At 55.2% G+C, this 22727-nt stretch carries 28 protein-coding genes; 15 read left to right on the top strand and 13 right to left on the bottom strand.

What is annotated here, in order from left to right:
* Positions 1-110: 110 nt before the first annotated feature.
* Positions 111-782: a DUF1345 domain-containing protein gene (locus tag GEAM_RS06690; RefSeq protein ID WP_034789771.1), complete on the top strand. Its 672-nt coding sequence runs from the start codon at positions 111-113 to the stop codon at positions 780-782.
* A 1-nt stretch (position 783) separates the two neighbouring features.
* Here GEAM_RS06690 and GEAM_RS06685 read toward each other — a convergent pair whose 3' ends face one another.
* Positions 784-1665, bottom strand: a complete 882-nt coding sequence (locus GEAM_RS06685) for a LysR substrate-binding domain-containing protein (protein WP_034789768.1) — start codon at positions 1663-1665, stop codon at positions 784-786.
* Between the two features lie 101 nt (positions 1666-1766).
* Between GEAM_RS06685 and GEAM_RS06680 the strand changes: the two genes are divergently transcribed.
* From GEAM_RS06680 to GEAM_RS06655, 6 genes are all read left to right on the top strand, one after another.
* Positions 1767-2069, top strand: a complete 303-nt coding sequence (locus GEAM_RS06680) for a carboxymuconolactone decarboxylase family protein (protein WP_034789767.1) — start codon at positions 1767-1769, stop codon at positions 2067-2069.
* 3 nt (positions 2070-2072) lie between these two features.
* Complete coding sequence (locus GEAM_RS06675) at positions 2073-2456, top strand: tautomerase family protein (RefSeq protein ID WP_034789765.1); 384 nt, start codon at positions 2073-2075, stop codon at positions 2454-2456.
* Between the two features lie 38 nt (positions 2457-2494).
* Positions 2495-2806: an ArsR/SmtB family transcription factor gene (locus GEAM_RS06670; RefSeq protein WP_034789763.1), complete on the top strand. Its 312-nt coding sequence runs from the start codon at positions 2495-2497 to the stop codon at positions 2804-2806.
* Complete coding sequence (locus tag GEAM_RS06665; protein WP_034789761.1) at positions 2806-3135, top strand: SRPBCC family protein; 330 nt, start codon at positions 2806-2808, stop codon at positions 3133-3135. The genes GEAM_RS06670 and GEAM_RS06665 overlap by 1 nt, the downstream gene beginning before the upstream one ends.
* 23 nt (positions 3136-3158) lie before the next feature.
* On the top strand, positions 3159-3773 hold the full coding sequence (locus GEAM_RS06660; RefSeq protein ID WP_034789758.1) for an ATP-dependent Clp protease proteolytic subunit: 615 nt from the start codon (positions 3159-3161) through the stop codon (positions 3771-3773).
* A gap of 140 nt (positions 3774-3913) precedes the next feature.
* Complete coding sequence (locus GEAM_RS06655; protein ID WP_034789756.1) at positions 3914-4876, top strand: GlxA family transcriptional regulator; 963 nt, start codon at positions 3914-3916, stop codon at positions 4874-4876.
* Between the two features lie 81 nt (positions 4877-4957).
* Here the strand turns inward: GEAM_RS06655 and GEAM_RS06650 are convergent, their stop codons facing one another.
* Positions 4958-5644 (bottom strand): cysteine hydrolase family protein, encoded by a 687-nt coding sequence (locus GEAM_RS06650; RefSeq protein ID WP_034789754.1) that lies wholly within the window; start codon positions 5642-5644, stop codon positions 4958-4960.
* Between the two features lie 212 nt (positions 5645-5856).
* On the opposite strand from GEAM_RS06650, the gene GEAM_RS06645 reads away from it, so the two are divergent.
* Positions 5857-6753: an oxidoreductase gene (locus GEAM_RS06645; protein WP_034789752.1), complete on the top strand. Its 897-nt coding sequence runs from the start codon at positions 5857-5859 to the stop codon at positions 6751-6753.
* A 4-nt stretch (positions 6754-6757) separates the two neighbouring features.
* On the opposite strand, the gene GEAM_RS06640 is transcribed toward GEAM_RS06645, so the two are convergent.
* Positions 6758-7639, bottom strand: coding sequence for a LysR family transcriptional regulator (locus tag GEAM_RS06640; protein WP_034789750.1), 882 nt, complete (start codon positions 7637-7639; stop codon positions 6758-6760).
* A 104-nt stretch (positions 7640-7743) separates the two neighbouring features.
* Here GEAM_RS06640 and budA point away from each other — a divergent pair, with 104 nt between their 5' ends.
* From budA to GEAM_RS06625, 3 genes are all read left to right on the top strand, one after another.
* Positions 7744-8547 (top strand): acetolactate decarboxylase, encoded by an 804-nt coding sequence (budA, locus tag GEAM_RS06635; RefSeq protein ID WP_034789748.1) that lies wholly within the window; start codon positions 7744-7746, stop codon positions 8545-8547.
* A 29-nt stretch (positions 8548-8576) separates the two neighbouring features.
* Positions 8577-10253, top strand: a complete 1677-nt coding sequence (alsS, locus tag GEAM_RS06630; RefSeq protein ID WP_034789746.1) for an acetolactate synthase AlsS — start codon at positions 8577-8579, stop codon at positions 10251-10253.
* Between the two features lie 194 nt (positions 10254-10447).
* The gene (locus GEAM_RS06625; RefSeq protein ID WP_034789744.1) at positions 10448-10846 is read left to right on the top strand and encodes a RidA family protein; all 399 of its coding nucleotides are present in this window, start codon (positions 10448-10450) and stop codon (positions 10844-10846) included.
* 54 nt (positions 10847-10900) lie between these two features.
* Here GEAM_RS06625 and GEAM_RS06620 read toward each other — a convergent pair whose 3' ends face one another.
* Positions 10901-11296, bottom strand: a complete 396-nt coding sequence (locus tag GEAM_RS06620) for a GNAT family N-acetyltransferase (protein ID WP_034789742.1) — start codon at positions 11294-11296, stop codon at positions 10901-10903.
* Between the two features lie 146 nt (positions 11297-11442).
* On the opposite strand from GEAM_RS06620, the gene GEAM_RS06615 reads away from it, so the two are divergent.
* Together GEAM_RS06615 and hopBF1 are read left to right on the top strand one after the other, a co-directional pair.
* Entirely contained in the window at positions 11443-11910 is a 468-nt protein-coding gene (locus GEAM_RS06615; protein WP_072009875.1) for a hypothetical protein, read from the top strand.
* Between the two features lie 155 nt (positions 11911-12065).
* Entirely contained in the window at positions 12066-12677 is a 612-nt protein-coding gene (gene hopBF1, locus GEAM_RS06610; protein ID WP_034789740.1) for a T3SS effector protein kinase HopBF1, read from the top strand.
* 94 nt (positions 12678-12771) lie between these two features.
* Here hopBF1 and GEAM_RS06605 read toward each other — a convergent pair whose 3' ends face one another.
* On the bottom strand, positions 12772-13581 hold the full coding sequence (locus tag GEAM_RS06605; protein WP_244956600.1) for a zinc-dependent alcohol dehydrogenase family protein: 810 nt from the start codon (positions 13579-13581) through the stop codon (positions 12772-12774).
* On the bottom strand, positions 13575-13790 hold the full coding sequence (locus GEAM_RS23415; protein ID WP_244956599.1) for an alcohol dehydrogenase catalytic domain-containing protein: 216 nt from the start codon (positions 13788-13790) through the stop codon (positions 13575-13577). The genes GEAM_RS06605 and GEAM_RS23415 overlap by 7 nt, the downstream gene beginning before the upstream one ends.
* A 183-nt stretch (positions 13791-13973) precedes the next feature.
* On the opposite strand from GEAM_RS23415, the gene GEAM_RS06600 reads away from it, so the two are divergent.
* Positions 13974-14771: an AraC family transcriptional regulator gene (locus GEAM_RS06600; RefSeq protein WP_051899430.1), complete on the top strand. Its 798-nt coding sequence runs from the start codon at positions 13974-13976 to the stop codon at positions 14769-14771.
* On the opposite strand, the gene GEAM_RS06595 is transcribed toward GEAM_RS06600, so the two are convergent.
* The 3 genes from GEAM_RS06595 to GEAM_RS06585 are packed head-to-tail and all read right to left on the bottom strand — an operon-like array spanning position 14768 to position 16069.
* A complete protein-coding gene (locus GEAM_RS06595; protein ID WP_034789737.1) occupies positions 14768-15328 on the bottom strand; it encodes an NADPH-dependent FMN reductase in 561 nt (186 codons plus the stop codon). The genes GEAM_RS06600 and GEAM_RS06595 overlap by 4 nt on opposite strands.
* A 3-nt stretch (positions 15329-15331) precedes the next feature.
* Positions 15332-15487 (bottom strand): XapX domain-containing protein, encoded by a 156-nt coding sequence (locus GEAM_RS06590; RefSeq protein ID WP_154147579.1) that lies wholly within the window; start codon positions 15485-15487, stop codon positions 15332-15334.
* Positions 15488-15490: 3 nt separating this feature from the next.
* Entirely contained in the window at positions 15491-16069 is a 579-nt protein-coding gene (locus GEAM_RS06585; RefSeq protein ID WP_051899429.1) for an NADPH-dependent FMN reductase, read from the bottom strand.
* A gap of 235 nt (positions 16070-16304) precedes the next feature.
* Here GEAM_RS06585 and rluF point away from each other — a divergent pair, with 235 nt between their 5' ends.
* Positions 16305-17174, top strand: coding sequence for a 23S rRNA pseudouridine(2604) synthase RluF (gene rluF / locus GEAM_RS06580; RefSeq protein ID WP_034789733.1), 870 nt, complete (start codon positions 16305-16307; stop codon positions 17172-17174).
* Positions 17175-17281: 107 nt separating this feature from the next.
* On the opposite strand, the gene GEAM_RS06575 is transcribed toward rluF, so the two are convergent.
* The 4 genes from GEAM_RS06575 to GEAM_RS06560 form a co-directional block, all read right to left on the bottom strand.
* Positions 17282-18388 carry a fimbrial protein gene (locus GEAM_RS06575; RefSeq protein ID WP_167333523.1) on the bottom strand — a complete coding sequence of 369 codons (1107 nt, stop codon included), beginning with the start codon at positions 18386-18388 and terminating at the stop codon, positions 17282-17284.
* A 41-nt stretch (positions 18389-18429) separates the two neighbouring features.
* The gene (locus tag GEAM_RS06570) at positions 18430-21069 is read right to left on the bottom strand and encodes a fimbria/pilus outer membrane usher protein (protein ID WP_072009874.1); all 2640 of its coding nucleotides are present in this window, start codon (positions 21067-21069) and stop codon (positions 18430-18432) included.
* 55 nt (positions 21070-21124) lie between these two features.
* Complete coding sequence (locus tag GEAM_RS06565; protein WP_034789731.1) at positions 21125-21832, bottom strand: fimbrial biogenesis chaperone; 708 nt, start codon at positions 21830-21832, stop codon at positions 21125-21127.
* Positions 21833-21909: 77 nt separating this feature from the next.
* On the bottom strand, positions 21910-22452 hold the full coding sequence (locus GEAM_RS06560; RefSeq protein ID WP_034789730.1) for a fimbrial protein: 543 nt from the start codon (positions 22450-22452) through the stop codon (positions 21910-21912).
* Positions 22453-22727: the final 275 nt, after the last annotated feature.

Raw genomic sequence — 22727 nt, 5'->3', positions numbered from 1 at the left:
AACAATTTGTTATCTTTTTCGATCTTTGCGATCCAGAGTGGGCCTAAGGTGAGAAAACCATTTCACAGCTACAGTTAACTTAACTGATTAACCTGAGGTTTTGCCGCGCCATGTCCCTCTTCCCCCTAAAGCACTACATTCATAACCGCCCGCGCCTGCTGAGTGCCATTATCGCGGGGGTGGCGTGCTATTTTCTTTTGCCACTGTTTCCGGCGCATTTGTCTGTTTTTGAAAGGTTAATGGTCAGCTGGAATGTGCTGGCGTGGCTCTATCTGATTTCTATTTGGGTGCAGATGATGACCGCCAAACCCGAGCGGATTCGCGAGGTGGCGCAGTCGCAGGATGAGAGCGCCACGCAGGTGCTGACGCTGGTGAGCATCACCTGTCTGGTCAGTATGCTGGTGATTTTTATGGAGTTGAGCACGGTGAAGCAGCTCTCCGGCACGGCGAAATCCTTCCATTTAATTCTTACTGTGACAACGCTGATTGTCTCTTGGTCGCTACTGCCGACGGCCTTTTCGATGCACTACGCCCATCTCTATTACCGTCGCGGCGCGGAGTCCCACAAGGCGCTGCTGTTCCCGGATAAAATCGAAAAGCCAGAATATTGGGATTTCCTCTACTTCTCTTTCACGCTGGCGGTGGCCTGCCAGACTGCCGATGTCGCCACCGGCAATACCGAAGTCCGGCGCATTACGCTGATCCAATCGGTGCTGGCGTTTGTGTTTAATCTGGCGGTGCTGGGGCTGTCGGTGAATGTCGCGGCAGGGTTAATGAGCTAGCTCAGAGCTGCCGTTCCAGCTCCAGTAATAGCAATTGCTTCAGTTGTTCTACCACTTCAGAAGGTTTCGGCTGGCGCTGGATCAGGCCGATGCCCATGGAAGGCAGGGCGGGCAGTTGGGCACTGAGAGTTGACGTCAGCGAGTCCGGCACGCCAATTGCCGAGCGCACGGTGATCCCTAATCCCGCATTCACCGCCGCCCATATCCCGCCCAGACTCTGGCTGACAAAGGCCACCCGCCACGCAATGCCCGCCGCGTCAAGCGCGTCGGTGGCGCATTTGCGAAACAGGCACGGCGAGTCGAACATCACCAGCGGCACGGGTTCGCCGCGCTGGAGATAGTCACTCAGGGGGAAGTCCGGGGTGGAGATCCAGCGCAGCGGCAACCTTTTCAATGGCGTAAACGCATTGTGCGGCGGCTGTTGGCACCAAATCAGCGCCAGATCCATTTCGCCACTTTCTGTGGCTTGGGTAAGCACCTGATTACGGGCGATATGTGCAGTCACCTGCACCCCGCCGTGGGCTTTGGCGAACTGCCCGAGTACCGGCGGAATAAAGCTTTCGCCGAAATCTTCCTGCAAGCCGAGCTGCACGCTGCCCTGCAATAACGCACCGCGCAGCGACATCAGCGCCTCATCGTTAACCGCCAAAAGTCGTTTGGCATAGCCCATCAGCCGCTCGCCGCTGGGGGTCAGCACCAAGTGACGCCCCTGCTTTTTCACCAGTTGCGCCTGGCACTGCTGCTCAAGCTTTTTGACGTGTACGCTCACCGCCGAGGTGGATCGGTGCAGGCGCGCGGCGGCCTGAGCAAAGCTGCCACACTCAATTCCCACCACAAAACTGCGCAGCGCGTCGAGATCCAGCGTTGAGGTAATAGGCGTCATAACACTCCCGATTTCATGGACGTTTTATTGCGAATATTTCGATTTTATAAACCTTATACCCGAGCAACAATCCTCCTGTCACCTCTTATCAGGAGTTAACCATGTCCCAACCGTTGAACCGCGAAACCCTGCAACGGGTTGCCCCAAAACTGTCCGAACTCACCCACGACGTACTGTTTGGTGATATCTGGCAGCGCCCGGATTTATCGCCGCGCGACCGCAGTCTGGTCACGCTGGCGGCGCTCACCGCCCTTGGCCGCAGCGGGCAGATCCCTTGGCACATCAATTTTGCGCTGAGTAACGGCGTCGAGCGCCATGAGATAGTCGAGCTGTTCACCCATTTAGCTTTCTACGCCGGATGGCCCGCCGCCGTGGCCGCCCTTGAATGCCTGCCGCAGGAGTAATCTATGCCGATTTCGCGCATTACCTTTCACCAAGCCAGCTACGACGCGGAGCAGATAACGCAGGTTTCCGCGATTCTGCATCAGACACTGGTGGATGCCTTTGCCGTTCCCGCCAATGACCGTTTTCAGGTGTTAGAGCCTAAAGCGCCGGGGGAGTTGGTGTATGACCCGCACTATCTGGCGCGGGGGCGAACCGAGCGTTTTCTGCTGTTTTCACTTCTTGGCGGCAAGCCGCGCAGCGCGACGCAGAAAGCCGAGTTCTACCAATTACTGACCGACCGGCTAGTGGCCGCCTTGGCGATCAGCCCGTCAGACGTGATGGTGACAGTGCAATTCAACAGCCTCGATGACTGGTGTTTTGCTGAAGGAAAAATAGCTTCGGCCTAAAACTTGCACAACACATTAGCATCTACTAATGTGTTTATATGAATGAAAATGACATCTTTAAAGCGCTGGCGGATCCCACCCGCCGCGCCATCTTCGACAAACTGGTGGCGGGCAGCATGAATGCCAGCGCCCTGCGCGAAGGTATGCCCATCACCCAGTCCGCCATGTCTCAGCATCTGGCGGTGCTGCGTAACGCCCATCTGATCCGCGAAGAAAAACAGGGAAGATTTGTGAATTATGACGTCGATCCTGACGGCGTTGCCCTTATCGCGCAATGGCTGGCGAAGTACCGCGCCTTCTGGCCTGAGCGTATCGACAGTCTTAAAACCTTGTTGAAGGACATGGAATAATGACGCAAAAATCGCCCCCACAGCTTGAGCTGGAATACCGGCTCGACGCCCCGCCGGAAAAAGTCTGGCGGGCCATCAGCACCCCGACTCTGCGCCAGCAGTGGCTGCCGGATAACCTCCTCGCCAGTGCCGAACCGCTGAGTGCCACGCCCAATCAAGAGCTGCGCTTGCGCATGCGCGATGACCAGCCGCCGTACCTCGAAAGCACGGTGCAGTTTCACCTTCGCCCCGACCACGCCGATGGATGCGTGCTGAAGATTATTCACACCCTTGATGATGTCAGAATTGCCGCCAACGATGCCGACGCCACGCTGATGTGCGCCGCCTAACCACATGTAAATTTGGAGGTTTTATGCCAGACGCGATGCAACTTATCCCGATGGTGGTGGAGCAATCCAGCACCGGTGAGCGCTCTTTCGACATCTATTCGCGTCTGCTGCGTGAAAGGATCATCTTCCTCAATGGCGAAGTAAATGACGGCATGGCGATTTTAATCTGCGCGCAAATGCTGTTTTTAGAGGCGGAAAACCCCCAGCGGCCGATTAATCTCTACATCAACTCCCCCGGCGGTTCGGTCACCAGCGGATTGGCGATTTACGACACTATGCGCTTTATTCAGGCACCGGTTCACACGCTGTGCATGGGCACCGCGGGCTCGATGGGATCCTTCTTGCTGATGGCCGGAGAGCCGGGGCATCGCCTCGCCCTGCCGAACGCCACGGTAGTGGTACATCAGCCGTCGGGCGGTTTTCAGGGGCAAGCCACGGATATTTTCATCCACGCGCAGAATATGCAGCGAACCAAAAGCTTGATGATTAAGCTCTATGCCGAGCACTGCGGGCGCACCACGGAAGAGGTCGAGCGAGCGCTGGATCGCGATAACTTTATGACCGCCGAACAGGCGGCCGAATGGGGATTGATTGACCGCGTGCTGCACCATCGCCAGCCCGCAGAGAATCTGCTTTAAGTGCTCTTTGCCGGGTTCTGTGTAGGACAAAAATGATAATTGTCAGCGAGGGCCTAAACGCGTTGACAACCTTTCTCGAACCTCCTAAAACCTGATTAGCTGTCGAGCTTGGTGCCGATACAGCAGGCACAGGAGGACTTATGTCCGCGATTAAAATCGGAATTGTAGTATTTAACGACATCATCCCTTTCCACCTCTCCGTGCCTTGCGCCGTGTTTGAAAAGGCAGTGGATGCCAAGGGTAAGCCGTTGTATCAACTGTTTGTTTGCGGCACAGAGTCCGGCCCGTTGCGCACCAACACCGGCTTTTCCATCGTGGCGGATCACCCGCTACAGAAGCTGGAAGAGGCGGATATGGTGATTGTGCCGAGCTGGAGCCAGCCGGAGGTTTTGCCGCCGCAGGCGCTGATTGATGCCCTGCTTCGCGCCCACCAGCGCGGGGCAAAAGTGGTCGGCTTATGCATGGGAGCTTTTGTTCTGGCAGCGGCGGGGTTACTCGATGGCCGCCCGGCCACCACGCACTGGAACTGGATGAACGATTTTATTCGCCTTTATCCGTCGCTCAAGGTGGACCAAAACGTACTTTATGTAGATGACGGCGACATTGTGACTTCCGCAGGCACCTCGGCCAGCATTGACTGCTGTCTGCATCTGGTTCGCCAGCAGTGTGGCGCGGACATTGCCAACTCGGTAGCGCGCCAATTGGTGGTTCCGCCCCACCGTCAGGGCGGACAGGCGCAGTTTGTTGAACAGCCGGTGTATAACACGGCGGGCGGTGACCGATTCATGCAGGCTTTGAACTGGGCCTCTTCTCACTTGCAAGAAGCATTAACCGTAGAGCAACTGGCTGACAAAGCTTTGATGAGCCGCCGCAGCTTCACCCGCCGTTTTCAGCAGGTCACTGGCACCACTTTCACCCAGTGGCTGTTAAACCAGCGCCTTTCCGTCGCCCAACGCTTTCTGGAAAAAACGGACCAGCCGGTTGAACGCATCGCGCAAGAATCAGGTTTCGGCTCTGCTCTTTCCATGCGTCGCCACTTCCAGCAGCAATTTAAAACCTCGCCTTCACTGTATCGCCGGGAATTTAAAACGCTGGGAGAATAACGCGGTTGGAATGCCGCCAATAAAAATCCCGCCACGGCGGATATCACCGGGCGGGAATAGTGAACACAGGCTTAGTGTGAATTAGCGAACCGGCATTTCCAGTACGGCGTCGGTAGTTTTGATTTCAGCAAATACGTCAGCCACGCCAGCCAGTGCCGCGCGTTGCAAGGCTTCGTGATCCACCACCTTGTTATCCCAAGTCGCCAGATCACGGGTCGCCGTGGCGTCTTCTGGAATAATCACCTCATAGCCCAATGGCACCGCGTCGCGCGCCGTGGAAGAGACGCACATGTGGGTCATCAAACCGGTGACCAGCAGCTTCTTGATCCCCAGCTTTTTCAGCTGCTTATCCAAGTCAGTCCCGACGAAGGAGCTTGGCGTGGCTTTGGTGATTACGTGGTCAACGCTGGTCGGTTGCAGGTCTTTGTGGAACTCAGCAAATTTACTGCCTTCGGCGAACAGCGGGCCATTGGCTGGGCCAAGGTGGCGGACGAAGAACACTGGCATTTTGTTGTCGTGGGCGAATTTCACCAGACGCTGGGTGTTTTTCAGCGCTTTCATGCCATCAGGAATAGGCATTTTCCCGCTGAAGTATTCGTTTTGGAAGTCGATCACAATCAGCGCCGTGGCGTTGGCTTCAAGAGAAGTCGTCGCCTGCGCGCCGGACATGGTGCGAATTGTCGGAGCCTGTGCCGCCGTGGTGGCAAACGCCAAGCTAGAAGCCGACATAGATAACGCCAGTACGCTGCATGCAAATAACTTTTTCATTGAATTTCATCCTAATCATGGGTCGGCAGAAGGTATTTCCCGCCGCAACTTGAGGGATAAATTGTGCGACTCGTGGCGCTTTTCGGACAGTCACCGAGGTCACCAAAAGCAGTCATATTGGGCCAAAATAGGGATGGGAAACTGTCATATAAGATGTTTATTATGTCGGACAGCTTTTGAGCAGCCATCCTAAAACAGGCAGGAAGATAACCATGAGCACTCAAGATTCCCCACGCGTGGCGCTGATTGGTCCGGGCGCGATTGGCACCACTATCGCCGCCGTGATGCATGAGGTAGGTCGCACCCCGACGATTTATGGCCGCACGCCTCATCCGCAGCTTGAACTGCGTTTCGACGGCGGCGAGATCCGCGTGCCGGGGCCGGTAAAAGTGGAGGTTCCACAAGCGAGTCAGCCCTATGATTTGGTTTTCGTGGCGGTGAAAACCACGCAAATTGCCGATATCGCCCCGTGGCTGGAGGCGCTCTGTGGCCCGCAAACCGTGGTCTGCGCACTGCAAAACGGCGTTGAGCAGCAGAGCCTGCTGGCACCTTATCTTGCTGGAGGGCCAGTGCTGCCGTCAGTGGTGTGGTTCCCAGCCCAGCGCGAGCCTGATGCCTCGGTATGGCTGCGCAGCAAGCCGCGCCTCACCCTGCCCGACCAGCCCGCCACTCAACGGGTGATTGCCGCTCTGGCGGGAACCCGATGTTCAGTGGAAGTCGAGGCAGATTTCACTTCAGTGGCGTGGCGCAAGCTGTTGCAGAACGCCGTCGCCGGGCTGATGGTGTTGGCGGGCCGCCGCGCGGGGATGTTCTCGCGTAGCGACATTACCGAGCTGGCGCTGGCTTACCTGCGCGAATGCCTGAGCGTGGCGCGGGCCGAAGGAGCAAACTTGGGGGATGACGTCCCGCAGCAGATCGTCGCGGGCTTCCATCAAGCCCCCGCCGACTTGGGCACATCGATTCTTGCCGACCGACAGGCGGGACGGCAGCTTGAATGGGATATCCGCAACGGCGTGGTGCAGCGCTATGGCCGCAAACACGGCATTGCCACGCCAATCAGCGACTTAGTGGTGCCGCTGTTGGCCGCCGCCAGCGACGGCCCCGGCTGATAATTTATTTATTTTCCAGCAACTTAAGAAAGCGCAGCACCGCCTTGGCGTTGTCATTGCGTCGCCACGCCAGCGCCACTTGAGTAGTCAGCGGCGGGCCGTTTAGTGGCAGAAAGCTGACATTCTCATCATCAATTTTTCCCAGCGACGCGGGCACCACCGCGTAACCAAACCCGGTCGCTACCATACTGATTGCCGAGGTCACCTGTGGTGACTGCTGGCCCAGCTTCGGCGTGAACCCGGCTTCATTGCAAGCGGCAATCACTGAGTCATACAGGCTCGGCGAGATGTCGCGTGGGAAGGTGATCAGGGTTTCATCTTTCAGCGATTCAAGGCTGATATCCGGCCCCTGCGCCAACGGATGGGCGTGCGGCAAGGCCACCACCATCTGCTCGAAATCAATCACCCGCGTGGCAAAATCTTTGCTGCGCTCACAAGGCAGGCGAATAAACGCCACGTCAATCGCGCCATCCGCCAGCGCGGTCATCAGCGCCGACATCTCCTTCTCCTGCGGCAAAAGCTCCATTGCCGGATAGCTGTCGCGGAAACGATGCAGCAGCGCAAACACCTGCGGATTAAACGCCGTCGAGCTGGCGAACCCAATGCGTAACGTTCCGCTAACACCTCGCGCCACGCTGCGCGCCCTTTCCAACGCCACATCGGTCAATTTGAGGATGTTTACCGCGTCGTCATACAGGGTCTTCCCCGCCTCGGTCAATTCAATACTGCGCGTCAATCGCCGCAACAGCGGCGCGCCAATTTCATGCTCAAGTCGTTGTATTTGCTGGCTAAGAGGTGGTTGTGAGATCCCAAGTTGCTCGGCCGCCCGAGTAAAGTTCCCGGCTTCGGCTACCGTCACGAAATAACGCAGATGACGAAGTTCCATATCAAAAACGTCTCAAAGTGAACATTCCATCATATTGGAACTCCCTGCTGAATGGAGTCAACCTTTAGTTAACAACGCTAACCATTTTCAACCGGAGCGACACCATGACAGCCCACAAACTTCACCGCCACGACGACCACAGCGACTGCTCTTGCGTGGCGGATATCACGCGTAGCGCCCTGCAACTCCAACAGCAGCATCCTGAACGCGTCATCTACCAGTCCTCGATGATGAGCGCCCTGCTGAGCGGGGTGTATGAAGGCAACACCACCATGGCTGACCTGCTGAAACACGGCGACTTCGGCCTTGGTACCTTTAACCATCTCGACGGCGAGCTGATCGCCTTCAACAGCAACATCTTCCAGCTGCGCGGCGACGGCACTGCCCGCCGGGCGCGACCGGAGCAGAAAACTCCGTTTGCCGTAATGACATTCTTCAACCCGACTAATGAGTATCACCTCGACAAGCCGCACAGCCGCGACGAAATCCACCAGATCATTGATGACGTGATTGCCAGCAATAACACCTTCTGCGCCCTGCGCATTGACGGCGTGTTTAGCCGCGTTGATACCCGCACCGTGCCGGAGCAGCACCGCCCGTATAAGCCGATGCTGGAAGCTATCGAGGCGCAGCCAACCTTCCATATTGAGAATTCCGCAGGGGTGCTGATTGGCTTCCTCACGCCGGAATATATGCAAGGCATTAACGTCGCCGGTTACCACGAGCACTTTATCAATCGCGAGCGCAGCAGCGGCGGCCACGTGCTGGATTATCAGTTGGAAAGCGGCGTGTTGACCTTCGGCACGGTAGACAAATTGCTGATCGACTTCCCAACGGACAGTGACTTTATGCAGGCCGACCTCAGCCCTGAAAACCTCGATGACGCTATTCGCACCGTTGAAAGCTAATCCACAACATCCACTCAGGAGCAGTAATTATGAAAAATTCAGACAGCAAAAATGCGTGGAAATGTGGCGCGGACTTAGTGGTAGCACAGCTCGAACAACAGGGCGTGAAGCACGTGTTTGGCATTCCCGGCGCCAAGATTGACCGGGTATTTGACTCGCTGGTCGACTCCTCAATCGTGACCATTCCGGTGCGCCACGAGGCCAATGCCGCCTTTATGGCTGGAGCCGTCGGGCGACTGACCAGCAAAGCCGGCGTGGCGCTGGTCACCTCGGGTCCGGGCTGCTCAAACCTCATTACCGGCGTGGCCACTGCCACCTCAGAAGGCGATCCGCTGGTGGCCATTGGTGGCGCGGTAAAACGCGCTGACCATGTGAAACAGGTCCACCAGACCATGGACACGGTGTCGATGTTCCGCCCGGTGACCAAGTTCGCCGCCGAAGTCACTTCGTCATCTGCCCTGTCCGAAGTGCTGGCCAACGGCTTTCGCGCCGCCGAATTTGGCCGCCCCGGTGCCTCTTTTATCAGCCTGCCGATGGACATTATCAATGAACCGGCGCAGGGCCGCTTACTGAGCTCACACTCGCCGACCCTCGGCAGCGCGCCGCACGACGCGATCCGCCAAGTCTCCGCCTGCCTGAAAAAAGCTAAAAGGCCGGTGTTGCTTCTAGGCCTGATGGCCAGCCAGCCGCGCAATGCCGAAGCTATTCGTCGCTTCCTCAACAAAAGCGACCTGCCGGTCACCAGCACCTATCAGGCGGCGGGGGTGATTGAGCAGGCGCACTTCCACCGTTTTGCCGGGCGCGTAGGCTTGTTCAACAATCAGGCCGGTGACCGCCTGCTGCGCAATGCCGACTTGGTGATCACCGTCGGCTACAGCCCGGTGGAGTATGAACCGGCTCAGTGGAGCAACGGCACGGCGGAGCTGGTGCATATCGACGTGGTGCCTGCCGAGACGGACAGCGACTACACGCCGGACGTTGAACTGGTGGGCGACATCGCCGACACGCTGGACTTACTGACCGAGCAGGTCCACCAGCAGTTTACCCTCAGCACCGAGACGCTTTCGATTCTCGACGACCGCCGCCAACAGCGCGAACTGCTGGCGCAGAAAGGCCGCAGCCTGAACCAGTTCGCCATTCACCCTCTTCGCTTGGTGCGCGCGATGCAGGATATCGTCAACAGCGACGTCACCCTGTGCGTGGACATGGGCAGTTTCCACATCTGGATTGCCCGCTATCTGTATAGCTTCCGAGCGCGGCAGGTGCTGATTTCCAATGGCCAGCAGACCATGGGCGTGGCCCTGCCGTGGGCGATTGGCGCGGCGCTGGTGGAACCCGGCCGCAAAGTGGTGTCGGTATCGGGCGATGGCGGCTTTATGCAGTCGAGCATGGAGCTGGAAACCGCCGTACGACTGGGCGTCAACCTGCTGCACATCATCTGGGTGGATGACTGCTACAACATGGTGGCGATTCAGGAAGAGAAGAAGTACCAGCGCACCTCCGGCGTAAAATTCGGGCCGATAGACTTTAAAGCCTATGCCGAAGCCTTCGGCGCCAAAGGGTTCGCCGTCACCTCCTCTGACACCCTCGAAAGCACCCTGCGCGCCGCCATGGATGTGCAAGGCCCGGCGGTGGTTGCCGTGCCGGTGGATTACAGCGACAACGCCCTGCTGATGGGTCAATTAAATATGGGTGAAATGTTCTAGCGAAGCGTGCACTGCCCCAAACGCCCTTTTCCATAAGGGCGTTATTTCCCCGTTTCGGCATTCGTTAGCAGGCTACTTTAGCTCTTTATGACAATCCGCCTCTCTCCCTATCTCCTCCTGCTAAGGGTATGATCATCCTCAGGCGATGGGCATTTGCCCATGTCATTTTCTATCCTAATCAGGAGATTTCCGTCGTGTCAGACAGACAAATCATCACGCCCCCGGCGATGCAAGCCTTAGCAGAGAGAGCCGGTTACGCCCCGGCGGTGCTGGTCGGCAATACCCTTTATTGTGCCGGACAAGTTGGCCGCACTGCGGATTTACAAGTGATCAGCGACCCGGAAGCACAATTCACCGCCTGCTGGGAGAACCTGCGTACCGTGCTGGAAGAGGCCGGATGCACCTTCGAGGACGTGGTAGAAATGACCACTTATCATGTTGATATGAAACAACATATGGATGTTTTCCGCCGGGTAAAAGACAGCCTGTTCCCACGCGGACACTGCGCATGGACCTGCATCGGCGTCACCGAACTGGCTCATCCGGGGCTGCTGGTTGAAGTGAAATGCATCGCCGTGAAGCGCCCGGCCTGAGCGCTTTAAAAGTGAATAGAGGGGAAAATCAGTCCGCAGGGTCTGGCTCTCCCCTTATTTCCAACTGATATACATCCCTTCACTGGCCGGTCGCGTCAGTTTAAAACCAAACTTTTCATACAGCTCTGGCACGTCGGCCATCAGGCTGACATAGGCTCCGGCCAAAGCCGTTTTTTGCAAATAGGCCATAATGCTCTCCATGATGAGGCGGCCATATCCCTTGCCCTGCTGCTCTGGGTCGACCGCAATATCCACGATTTCAAAGTTAATCGCACCATCCCCAACCACTCGGCCCATACCCACAATCTTCCCCGCCACCACAATATGTACCCCATAAAGACTGGCGGGAAGTGCTCTCACCACGCCCTCGAAGGGCCTTGGGGATAATCCGGCAATCTGACGCAAACGGCAAAAATCCTCTGCCGGTGGGGTGGTTTCAATCAATTGCATCTCATGTTCTCCTGATAAGTAAGTCGCTATTCATTATTGCTGACAATAGAATCCTCCGAGTTCCCGGTCGCTGCATTCATCTCTTTCTCCCGATCGGGTATATTGCTACCCAGATCACAAAAATTATTCGAGGAAAATGCCGCGCTATGATTCATCGTTTCACCCTCGCCGCCGTTGCGGCCGCTTTTGCGCTCACGGGCTGTGCGAAACACGCCCCAGCAGAGCCAGCACCTGACTTTACCTCTGGCCCGACGCGCGTCACCGTGACACACGTTCCGGCTAAAACTGATGATGGCACCAAGGTGTTTGTCACCGTAGACGGTAGCGATGCCGGTGCTTTGGCGATTGGTGAAAGCATGGAAGTCCACCTGCCAGCCGGTAAGCATGAAGTGGGCGGCTATGCCCGTTCGCTGATTGGCCGCGTGACTATTCCATCGGTCGAAGTCACCACGTCGCCGGATGATGAGAAATATGTCGGCTACTCGGTTGCCAGCTCCAAGCCAGCCTTCTCCGAGTTAAGCACGCCACCGACCAAACAGGCCGTGGCCGAGCCAAAAGCTCAGGACCCGCAAGGCCCTAAAATCACCGACGTAACGCAAGACCCGCAGGCTTAAGCCGCACTTCCTCGCGCCTGATAGTTAGCTATCAGGCGCAGGCACTTCCCCCCTTCTGTTCCCTATTTTTAAACCAACCTTCAACAAAGAATATGTGGCTGGAACCCCTCTACGGCTGGATTTACTCACCACCATATCACTGTGAGGAAACCAACATGTTCAATGTCTCTAACAATGTCGCACCAAGTCGTTACCAAGGCCCTTCTAGCACCTCAGTCACGCCAAATGCCTTTCACGATGTTCCATCTTTAGGGCAAAAAGTGGGTGCGGGCAGTCAAAAAGATGTATTCCACTCGCGCCAAGATCCGCGCCAGTGTATTTGCCTTTTCCGCCCAGGAACCACGGGCAGCATCCCCGCCGAGCAATATGCCCAAAAAGAACTGGAAACCACCAAGCAGCTTAAAAATCTGGGATTTCCTGTGGTAGACGCTCATGCGTTGGTTAAGCACCAAGGCAGCGTCGGCGTGGCAAAAGACTTTATTCATAACGCGCTCGACTCCGAAGACATTGTGAATAACAAAAAAAGCCTGCCGGATAACCTGAAGTTTAATAAAAACGTGCTCGAAGACTGTAATGCCATTATTCGTCGGTTGAAAAACCTCGAAGTCCATATAGAAGACCTGCAATTCTTGGTCGATCACAATGGCCATGTGCTGATTAATGATCCGCGAGACGTGGTGCGCTCCTCACCGGACAAAAGCATCAGTAAGGTCAACGAACTGCGCTCTCATGCCCTCAATAACCTGCTGGATATTGATAGCGATTAGTGGTGATCCCTACCCATATGGGCCATTTGTGAGAGGATTTCGCTAATGTGCCCTTTGCGGATAATCTCCCCCTCTCTTCTCAGCTCAGCTCAGCTCAGCTCGGCAAAATAACCACTTTGCCGACATGATTCTTCTGCTCAAGATATTTCCATGCAGAAACTGAGTCGTCGAAGTCGAAGGTTTGGCTTATTACTGGTTTTATCGGTTTGAAGGACAATGCGCGGTTCATATTTTCAAAATCTTCCCGTGACCCGACGCTTAAAGGCCGGATAGTGGCTCCGGCTTTGAACAACTGCATAAAATCTATCGGGGATTGGCTCTGGGAAGCGAAGCCTATCAGCGCGATTTCACCTCCCAATCGGACTGATTTTAAAGAGTTTTCAATGGTTCCCGGCCCGCCAACCTCAACAATTCTTTCAACTCCTTCACCGCCGGTTATTTCCCGTATCTGCCGGTGCCATTCGGGATTTTCTTTATAGTTAACAATATGATCTGCCCCTAAATCGTTAAGAAGCGATGCCTTCTCCGCCGTCGATGTCAGTGAAATCACCTGCAAGCCCATGGTTTTTGCGAACTGTAGCGCAAATAAAGACACCCCACCGGTTCCTTGAATCAGCACGGTTTCTCCGGGCTGCAATGGGCGAGACTGGGTCAGACTATTCCAAGCGGTCACTGCCGCGCAGGGCAAGGTTGAACCTTCCGCAAATGACAAAGAGTCTGGCAGCTTGACCAAGGCTTCTTGATTGACGACCTTATACTCGGTCAGCCAGCCGTCTTGCGCCAGTCCATAGGCCCCTCTTCCCGTGTCGGCGGTCAGTCTGCCAGCTTGCCAGTGGGGGAAAAAGGTCCCGGCCACGCGATCATTAAGTTTGAATCGGCTCACCGACGCCCCGAGCTTCACCACTCCACTTCTCCAGCGCCATCGGAAAGAGGGATCAGGCCATTTTTCGGGGTTAAAGTCCCTGTGCCATAAAGCATGGAAAGGTCGCGATAATTGAGGCTACAGGCGCGGATCTTCACCAAGACTTCATTGGCCGCTGGATCAGGGATCTGCTCTTTTACTGTCTGTAAATAGTCCAAACTTCCCAACTGCTTTAGACGAAAACTTTGCATCGAATTACTCCCATTTATTCCAGAATGGAATCAATTGTAGGTTGGGATCTGCTTTTTGTAATATTCATAACCTGCATTAACAAACCTGATTATGTGAGTTGGCTGAGGCAGAAAATGGATTTTTCTTCTCCATTTAGCAGTAGGATAGATCCGACCGCCAACCGACAAACTAATAGAACTCCTATGCCCACTCCCCCAGCCTTGCTACCTCTTAGCGCCAGCTTTATTGTCCATCCTGCGGGTGGTGGTGTGCCGACGCATCAACACCACAGCGGGCAATTGACGGTGGTGCTGGGTGGGACCATGCGCGTCACGGCGGATCAGGGGTGGTGGCTGGCTCCGCCGGGGCTGGCGGTCTGGGTGCCGCCACAAACGCCACACGCCGCGTCTTACAGTGAAACGTCGTCGCTGATAAACGTTAAATTTCCGCCGCAAATTGCCCAGCGCCTGCCCGCGGAGTGTCGGGCTTTGGCGGTATCTGATTTGCTGCGTGAACTGGCCCGTGAGGCGGTAAGGCTGGAGGATGAGCAGGAGAAAAGCGCGGAGCACGTGGTGCAATCGCTGGGGCTGATTGCCGAACTGATGGTGTTACAGCTGGTGCGCCCTGTCGCCACGCCCGGCCTGTTTGTGCCTCACGGGCAGGACCGACGCCTGCGCAAGGCGATTGCTATTTTGCATCAGGAACCAGGGGCGGATTTGAGCATTGAGGCGCTGGCGGCCCGGGTTAACAGCAGCGAGCGCACGCTCTCCCGGCTGTTTGTCGCCGAGACGGGGATGACCTTCCGCCGCTGGCGCGAGCATATGCGACTGGTGACCTCAATCGATAAGCTGGCTCGCGGCCATACCATCACCGCCACCGCGCTGGAGCTGGGTTACTCCAGCGCCAGCAGCTTCACCACCCTATTCACCCGCGTGCTGGGCGTGCCGCCGCGCCGCTATATGTCTTTGATGCGCGAACAGTCAGAAGAGGCGCAGCGCTAACGGCTTGCCTTGGTGAGCGAAAGTGCCTCTTTTAGCGCATCAATCAGCTGTTGAAGATAGGGACTCAGCCCTTCAGCCGCCTGAACTATCGCGCCATCCTCGGCAAACACCAGCTCGGAGAGTTTAATCTCAATGCCCGCACTCAGCGGCTGCATGTGAATGCCTTCCAACACCTGCTTTAACTGAGCCGCGGCCTTACCACCGCCGCGATTGGCGTAGCTGACCATCAGGGCTGGTTTGCCTTTCCACTCATGATAAAGGTGGTCAATGGCGTTTTTCAGCGCCGCCGGATAGCCCCAATTGTATTGCGGGAAGACAAAAATCATCATCTGCCCTTGGCTGATTTTCTCACTCCAGCGCAGCGTGTGCGGCTGAAGATATTGGCCGGAAGAAGGCATAAACGGCTCGTCGTCCATCGGCAGCGGCCACTGCGCCAAGTCGATAATTTCTGCGCTGCACTCCTCACCTGCCGCCATCAGGCTGTCCTGCACCCACTGGGCGATTTGCGGGCCAATACGGCCTTGTCGGACACTGCCAATAATGATCTGTATTTTCATTGTTTACCTTACGATGAGCCGAAAAAGCACGCTGCCCATAAACACCCCGAACGCGCCGATAATGCCGGTTAGCGTGGGCGGTGCAGGCAAAGGCACGCGCAGCCATGAGAACAGCAGGCCGACAAACAGGCCCGCGCCGAGCGCCAGCAGCATCTGCATCACTTAGCCCCAAGCCTGATTTAACTGAGCCGACGCGGCCTGCGCTTTGTCGATAAACCGCGCCATCTGCTGGCGAATAAACTCGACACTGCGCGGGTCAGTCAGGCGATTTTCCTCGACCTTCTCCCCTATGTGCGGGATGGCAATTTCCCCCATCGGCACGAAGTTACAGTGCATGGAGGCCAAGGTTTCGCGCAGCTGATATTGCGCCCGTACGCCGCCCAGCGCGCCCGGCGAGTGGGTAATAAAGAACACGTATTTGTGCAGCATCGGGCTGTTAAAGGCCGGGCGCGAGAGCCAGTCCAGCGTGTTTTTCAGCACGCCCGGAATGCCGTGGTTAAACTCCGGCGTGACGATAAACACCACGTCGGACTCACTGACCAAGGCACGAGCGTTGATCACCGATTCCGGCAAGGCGTTGCGCTCAAGATCTTCGTTGTAATGCGGCAGCGCGCCGATATCGATGTTGTGCAGCGAGCCGCCTGCGGGCAGTTGCTCCGCCAGCGTATTCATAATCATGTGGGAAAAAGAGCCTGCGCGCAGGCTTCCGGCAATTCCGGTCACTTTCAAGGTGGTATTCATGTTCACTCCAGTCAAGGCACTTGGTCAGTTGATGAATGAAGTTTATAAGCAATAAATATTAGTTTCTTTCGCTAATCCGCCAATGTGTTTTTCCCGATCGCCAATCGTCTGCCTATTGGCTAATCAAGGCAGCTTTGCGCGCCATTTCAACCCGTTGATGCCCGGCACGATTCGCCGCAAACAGGCTTCGCAAGCTAACTCGCATAATGTATAGTCCGCGTTTTACGGAGAAACCATGCTGACTAACTCATCTATTCGTCTTAACAAATACATTAGCGAGAGCGGCATCTGTTCTCGCCGTGACGCCGATCGCTACATTGAGCAAGGCAACGTTTTTATCAACGGTAAGCGCGCCGCCGTTGGCGCTCAGGTATTTGCCGGTGACGTCGTGAAAGTTAACGGTCAGCTTATCGAACCGCGCGATGAAGAAGATTTAGTGCTGATCGCACTGAATAAGCCGGTGGGCATTATCACTACCATGGAAGAAGGCGAGCGCGACAACATCAGTGATTTCGTCAATCACAGCAAGCGCGTCTTCCCTATCGGCCGTCTGGATAAAGACTCGCAGGGGCTGATTTTCCTGACCAACCACGGGGATCTGGTCAACAAAATCCTGCGTGCTGGTAACAATCACGAGAAAGAGTACGTGGTGACCGTGAACAAGCCGGTGACCGACGAGTTTATTCAGGGCATGAGCGCCGGTGTACCAATGCTCGGCACGGTGACCAAGAAGTGCAAAGTCAAGCAGGAAGCGCCTTTTGTCTTCCGCATTACGCTGGTTCAGGGGCTTAACCGCCAGATCCGCCGCATGTGTAAGCACTTTGGTTATGAAGTCACCAAGCTTGAGCGCACGCGGATCATGAACGTCAACCTGAAGGGAATTCCGCTGGGTGAATGGCGTGACCTGACCGACGACGAACTGATCGAGTTGTTTAAGCTGATTGAAAACTCTTCTTCAGAAGATAAACCGGCGAAGAAACCTCAGTCCAAACCTGCGGCCAAAAAGCCGACTGTCAGCAAGCCTAAAGTGGCCGAAAAAGCTGACGGCAACGCCGCCTCGCGCAAGCGCTTTGCCCAACCGGGACGCAAGAAAAAGGGCCGTTAAGCCCTTTTTACTTTTCGCTGCTGACTGCTCGCTTTCAACACTCTCCGCCCGCCGCTCTGGCGGGCGAAGCTTTCCCCTTTCGCAACGCTCTGCTTTATTGCCCTGCCTCAATAATAATTAATGGTAAAAGTGGCGCGACCGTCGGCTGGCCCTGGCGTGACCTTGCTGGCGGTCTGGATATAACGCGCCTGAAACGGCAGAGTGAAATTCTGATTGCTGGTACTGGCAAAACTTTGGCTGATCAGCTGTGCCAAATTCACCAGCGGCGGGTTGTTATTACTCGAGCCTCTAGCCAGCTGAATGCCGACACCGGTGGCATTTCCCGTCGCCGGGTTAATCTTGAAAATCCCCTGCGCCGCATTTTCGATGCCATAAGCCGGAGTAAAACCCAGCGTAATACTATTTTGCACTACGGTGCCCGGCGCGGTGGTTTGGTCGTTAAAGCCCGTTGGCGGGGAGGTGCTTTCAGGATAACTGCCATACATCGGCGGGCAGTTTTGCAAAGCAATATTAAACCCAACCCAAGGCGAGGCCGCACCGATGGCATTAAAGGTATTGGTTTCGTGTTTGCCCAGATTGACGGTTACATCCGGCGTCGTGCAGGAGGTGGCAATAACGTTCATCGAGCCGCTGAAATTGTAGATAAGCGGCGTCAATGGCATCCCTGTCGTTGGGGCATCGCTATTGGCGGTAAGCGTCACCGTAGGCAAATTCGCACCATTAATTACCCCACCACTCACTGGACCCGTTTTAACAAAATGGATGTACATTGTGTTGGCATAGAAAGATTGCCAATCAATGTTTTCGGGAATTGGAATGGTATATTTCAAAAAGGGGGACGTGGAAAGCGCTCCTGAATCCTGCCCGGCGTTGTAACCATCGGCATTGACAAAGGCAATACCAATCCCAGCGACGGAAGTCTGGTAGAGCTTACCGGCAAAGCGTCCGGTCCAGTTCGGTACCAGCGCAGGGGTATTGCTCAGAGTTAAATATTGCAACACGTTAAAACTTTTGCCGCCGTCGGTTGTACAGTGCCACCAAGGCCGCAGCGCGGTGGTGTTGCCTGCCTGCATGCGATACAGCACCGTCCCCACGGGGATATCCGCCCCCACGGAGATATTAGCCGTCGGCAGTGGAAGGGTGTATTGGGCATCTGCCGAACCTGGGTAATAAGTACAGGTGTTGGCCAGCGCCGTTGACACTCCGCCCAGCATAAGTAAGGCTCCAATAAAGAGCTGCGTAAATCTGTTATTCATTAGCTTTGGGTCCTGTTTTGAGTGGCAGAACTGGCCGTCATGGCTTTGGGGCTGGGCGATGGGCTTACTGCCTCGGTGCAGGTGGCGCTAAACTGCTGAATACTTTCCACCGCTTTCCCTTTCGCTTGCGGCATCAGGTGGTAACGTACGCGACACTGCCCGTCGGGGCCATCAGCCCATTTGATGCGCAATTCACCCTGCTCGTCGGCCACCCGGGCATAAATCTGTCCGGCCTGTCCCACCGATCCCACACTGTTACCGGCGCTGTCCAACACGTTGGCGCCAAAGGCCACGGGTTCGCCGTCGAAGCTGGCATTAATCAGCACAGGCGTGCCGCGATGACTGACATATTTAACCTTCACGACCGCACCGGCATAGGGGGCGACGCGTTGGGTGGTGTTATCAAGCTCCACGTCAGACGAGGTGCCTTTCGGATCGATACTGATTTCATTGATTTGATACGGGTTGAGATACGGCACGGCGGCATAGCCTAAGGGATCGACCGTCACGCCCGGATAGCTGGAAACGTGCGCCCCGCTGGCCCCTTTGGCTTCCACCAGCGCAAAGGTATCTGCCACATAAGGCGATGCCGTCAGGCCGCCGCTATGAGCAATAAGGGTGCCCGTCGCGCCCAGCGATGTGCTGTGATAATCGCGCCCCGTGCTATAGGCCGCGTTGAGCGAGCTGTAAGGTGAGCGGTACTGCCCGTTGACTGACCCGCTGCTGCCGCCGTGATTGCTGTGCAGCCCGGAAACGCCGTAGCTGTACTGATTTTCACTGCCCGCCACGCCGGAGATTGTCGCCTGCTGGCCATTATTTCCATGGCTGTCCCGATTGAAATCAAGGCGCATTTGCGGCGTATAAACGCTAGCTGCGCGCCCGAGCGGGAAGCTAAATGTCAACTGGTAGTTATTCTGGCTAATGCCATTACCACTCTGGCTGCGGCTGGCGTTAATCCCCCAACTGAGGGATTGAAACTGATTGTTGTAGCCCAACTGGTATTGCTTATCGCTGCCCGATTTATTCCAATAATCTTGCAGTGAACTACTGATATAAAACTGCCCCCAACTGCCCGGTAGCCCCTGGGATGCCGTCACGGTCGCCCGATTTTTGGCGCGCCAAAGGTTGCTGTCACCCAAGCCGCGCTCAAGATAATCGCGGGTTTCCGCCGCGGTGTTGAAATCCAGATAGCCGCTAGTGGAGAAGCGATAAGCCGCCACCGACAGATTGCTGCGGGTTTCACTGATACTTTTACTGTAAGTAACGCGGTAGCTCTGCCCCGAACTGCTCAGCCCGTCGTCATTAAGGTGCGCTCTGGCCTGCGTGACATCCGCCGCCACGGCGCCCACCGGGGTGCCAAAGGCCAATCCCAGCTGTAATGCGTAGTAATCTTGGCTTGTCTGTAAGCCACCGTAGCCAGTGACAATATTGCTCAGCCCGCGCTGCCAGGTGCCTTGATACAGCTGGGGATTAGTATGTAAAAACTGATTACGCAGTTTCCCGGCGACTAAGGCATAACGATTGCTTCCCGGCCGCAGCAGTTGGGCGACGGAGGAGTAAGGCACCAGAAAACGCTGCTCACTGCCGTCAGCTTCGCGGACCGTTACCTCAAGATCGCCGCCGTAACCCGTCGGATAGAGATCGTTAATCAGGAATTCGCCGGGAGTGACCGTCGTTTCATAGATAATTTGCCCACTCTGCCGTACCGTCACCCGCGCGTTAGTTCGCGCAATGCCGTGGATATCTGGCGCATAGCCGCGCAGTGATTCCGGCAACATGCGCTCGTCAGTGGCTAACTGAACGCCGGTAAACGGCAGCGTGTCGAAAAGTTGCCCCTGAGTATTCGACTGACCCAGCAGCAACTGCCCCTGAAGTGTCGGAATATCCCGCTGCACGTAGGTATTAATCGTGCTGTAGTGCTTCTCGCCGTGGTCCGTAGCGTTATATGAGCCGTTATGCCGCAGATACCAGCCACCAAGGTTAAACCCGGCATTGATGCCGGCATACAGGGATTTATACTGATAGTTGCCGGCCTGACTGTTATAGGCATTAAGGTTGTAGCCCAGCATCGCGGCGGTGACGCCACTGTCCCACAGCGCCGGATTGACACTCCCCTGCGCGCGCTGGCGTAGATAAATCTGTGGAATACTGATATCCAGCCGCTGTTCATTACTGTCGAAGGCGATACGCGCCTCGGGCAGCCGCTGCTGAAGGTCCAGACAGCTTGCCTCACTCGCCAGCGGCTGCATAAAATCTTTTGGCAGCTTTTCTTGGTTAAAATTAATGCTCTGTAGAATATGCGCGGTTAAGCAGGGATAAACCCTTTGATTTGAATCGCCTTCAAACTCGACCTCCTCATTACCCACCGCCTCGCCGTTGACATAAATAGCCACGCGATAGCGTCCAGGCGTCGCCGAAGCGCCGTTGGCAAAGCGCGAAAGATCTACGCTATGGATATTCTCGAGATTGAGGAAGGAGCTATCGAAATCAACATGTTGCGCCACCTCTTGCGGGGAAGCATTTGGCTGAATATTGCCCTCAGCCCACAGTGGCGCGCAGGGTAAAGCGGCCGCAATCAAAATACCGAGTGGTGTGAGTCGCCCCTGGTAGGCGGATATTTGCGGGTTATCTCTTTCCATAACACCCTTCTTATTATTTTTTTAATTCGTTTTATTTTTGGTAGTCGTGAGAAAATTATTTGACGGTGGCCTTGCTATTGACGATTGCGCCATAGTCATTCACTGACGTTAAATTAATTTCAGCTCCGGGTAATACCGCCGCCGGGAATTTAAAAGACAGCGAGGATTGCGGCGGGATCATATATCCCTCGGTTTCCCGTTTATTAACGGCAACCGTCACCAATGAGACAAAATACGGCGTCGGATTCGTGGCGGTTAGCCCTTCTGGACTGGATTTCCACGTGACACTTTTCACTGCATCATTAGCATTACCTTCCAGCCCCTGAGGACGGAAAAACAGCTTAATTCGCGAGCGGAAGGCAACTTGCAGATAATTATCTTGGCCTTTTGACTTAGCTTTAGCCGGGATCTCTAAAACATTCAGCCAGAAGACGGACTCTTTATTCGTAGGGAGCGGCGCACCGGTATAACTTACACGCAGTGTTTGCCCTTTCTTTGGCTCAACGCGGTTGATCGGCGGCGTGAGAATAAACGGTACGACGATCTTTTCTGGTTTGGTATCGACATTACCGTTATCAATCCAGCTCTGGATGAGTACAGGCGCACTGCCGACGTTATCGAGCTTTACCGTCACTTCTTTTTGCCCGGCGGGATAGATAACCCGCGTGCCGCTAATCACCACGCTTGACCACGCGCAGGTGCTAAGCAGGCTGAAGGTTATGGCGCAGAGCAATGTCACCCATTGAGGGCTGTGGCTTTTCATTCTTCACTCTCACTCGTCAATAAAAAGGGCCGGGAATGGTGTCGTGCCCGATTCGCAGCCCTTTGAAAATCAGCTAATTATTTGTACTGAATGGAATAAACCACGTTGCTTACCACAGTACCGGCAGTGGTGGCTGCGGTGGCGTAATACTCCACGTCGTAGTTCAGATTGGCGGTGCCAGTGGAGACATCCACATAGCTATTGTTGTCAGTCTGGCTGCTGTCACCGACTTTGATCACCCCACGTGAACCTTGGCCATCGAGCAGCTGCAATTGCACACCCGTCGCGTTGCCGGTCAGGTTATTCAGACGCCCGGTAGTGGCATCAACGCTGCTACCATCTTCAAAATAAGCACTGGCGGTTTTCAGCGTACCGGCGCAGTTGGTCAGCGCCATTGGGAAATTGGTTCTGCCCGCCGTTTGGCCTGCCTTAGTTAATTGACTGATAGCAATGGTAGGCAGTGTCACGGTAGCGTCTGCCGCCTGTCCCCCTACGACCACATCACAGGTGGTTGCTGTTAATTCACCATTAAAAGTGATGGTGCCAGTCGACGCTGCCGAAGCCGCGTTCACAGCACAGAAGGAAGCAATAATGGTGGTAGCTAATAAGATTTTTTTCATGGTTTAAAACTCCTTTTAATTAATCAGATTTGGATAATTGAATTAATTCTTCTTATCCATTTATATTTTTAATCCTAGTGGCACTGAAAAAACGTCGAAATATAGCCATTCGATTAGTCGAGGCTCAATATCACTTCATCTTATTCAGAAAAAGAATAAGTTAAAGATAGAGAGCATTTCGGACATGGAAATTGAGTGTAAAGAATAGATACTCAAATTCACAAACAAAAATCCTAATGAAATAAATGTCCATAAAGAAGTCACTTCTTTTCTTC

Origin of the sequence: Ewingella americana ATCC 33852 (genome assembly GCF_000735345.1) — a bacterium.
Lineage (GTDB): Bacteria > Pseudomonadota > Gammaproteobacteria > Enterobacterales > Enterobacteriaceae > Ewingella > Ewingella americana.
This window is presented reverse-complemented; position numbering and strand designations above follow the sequence as displayed.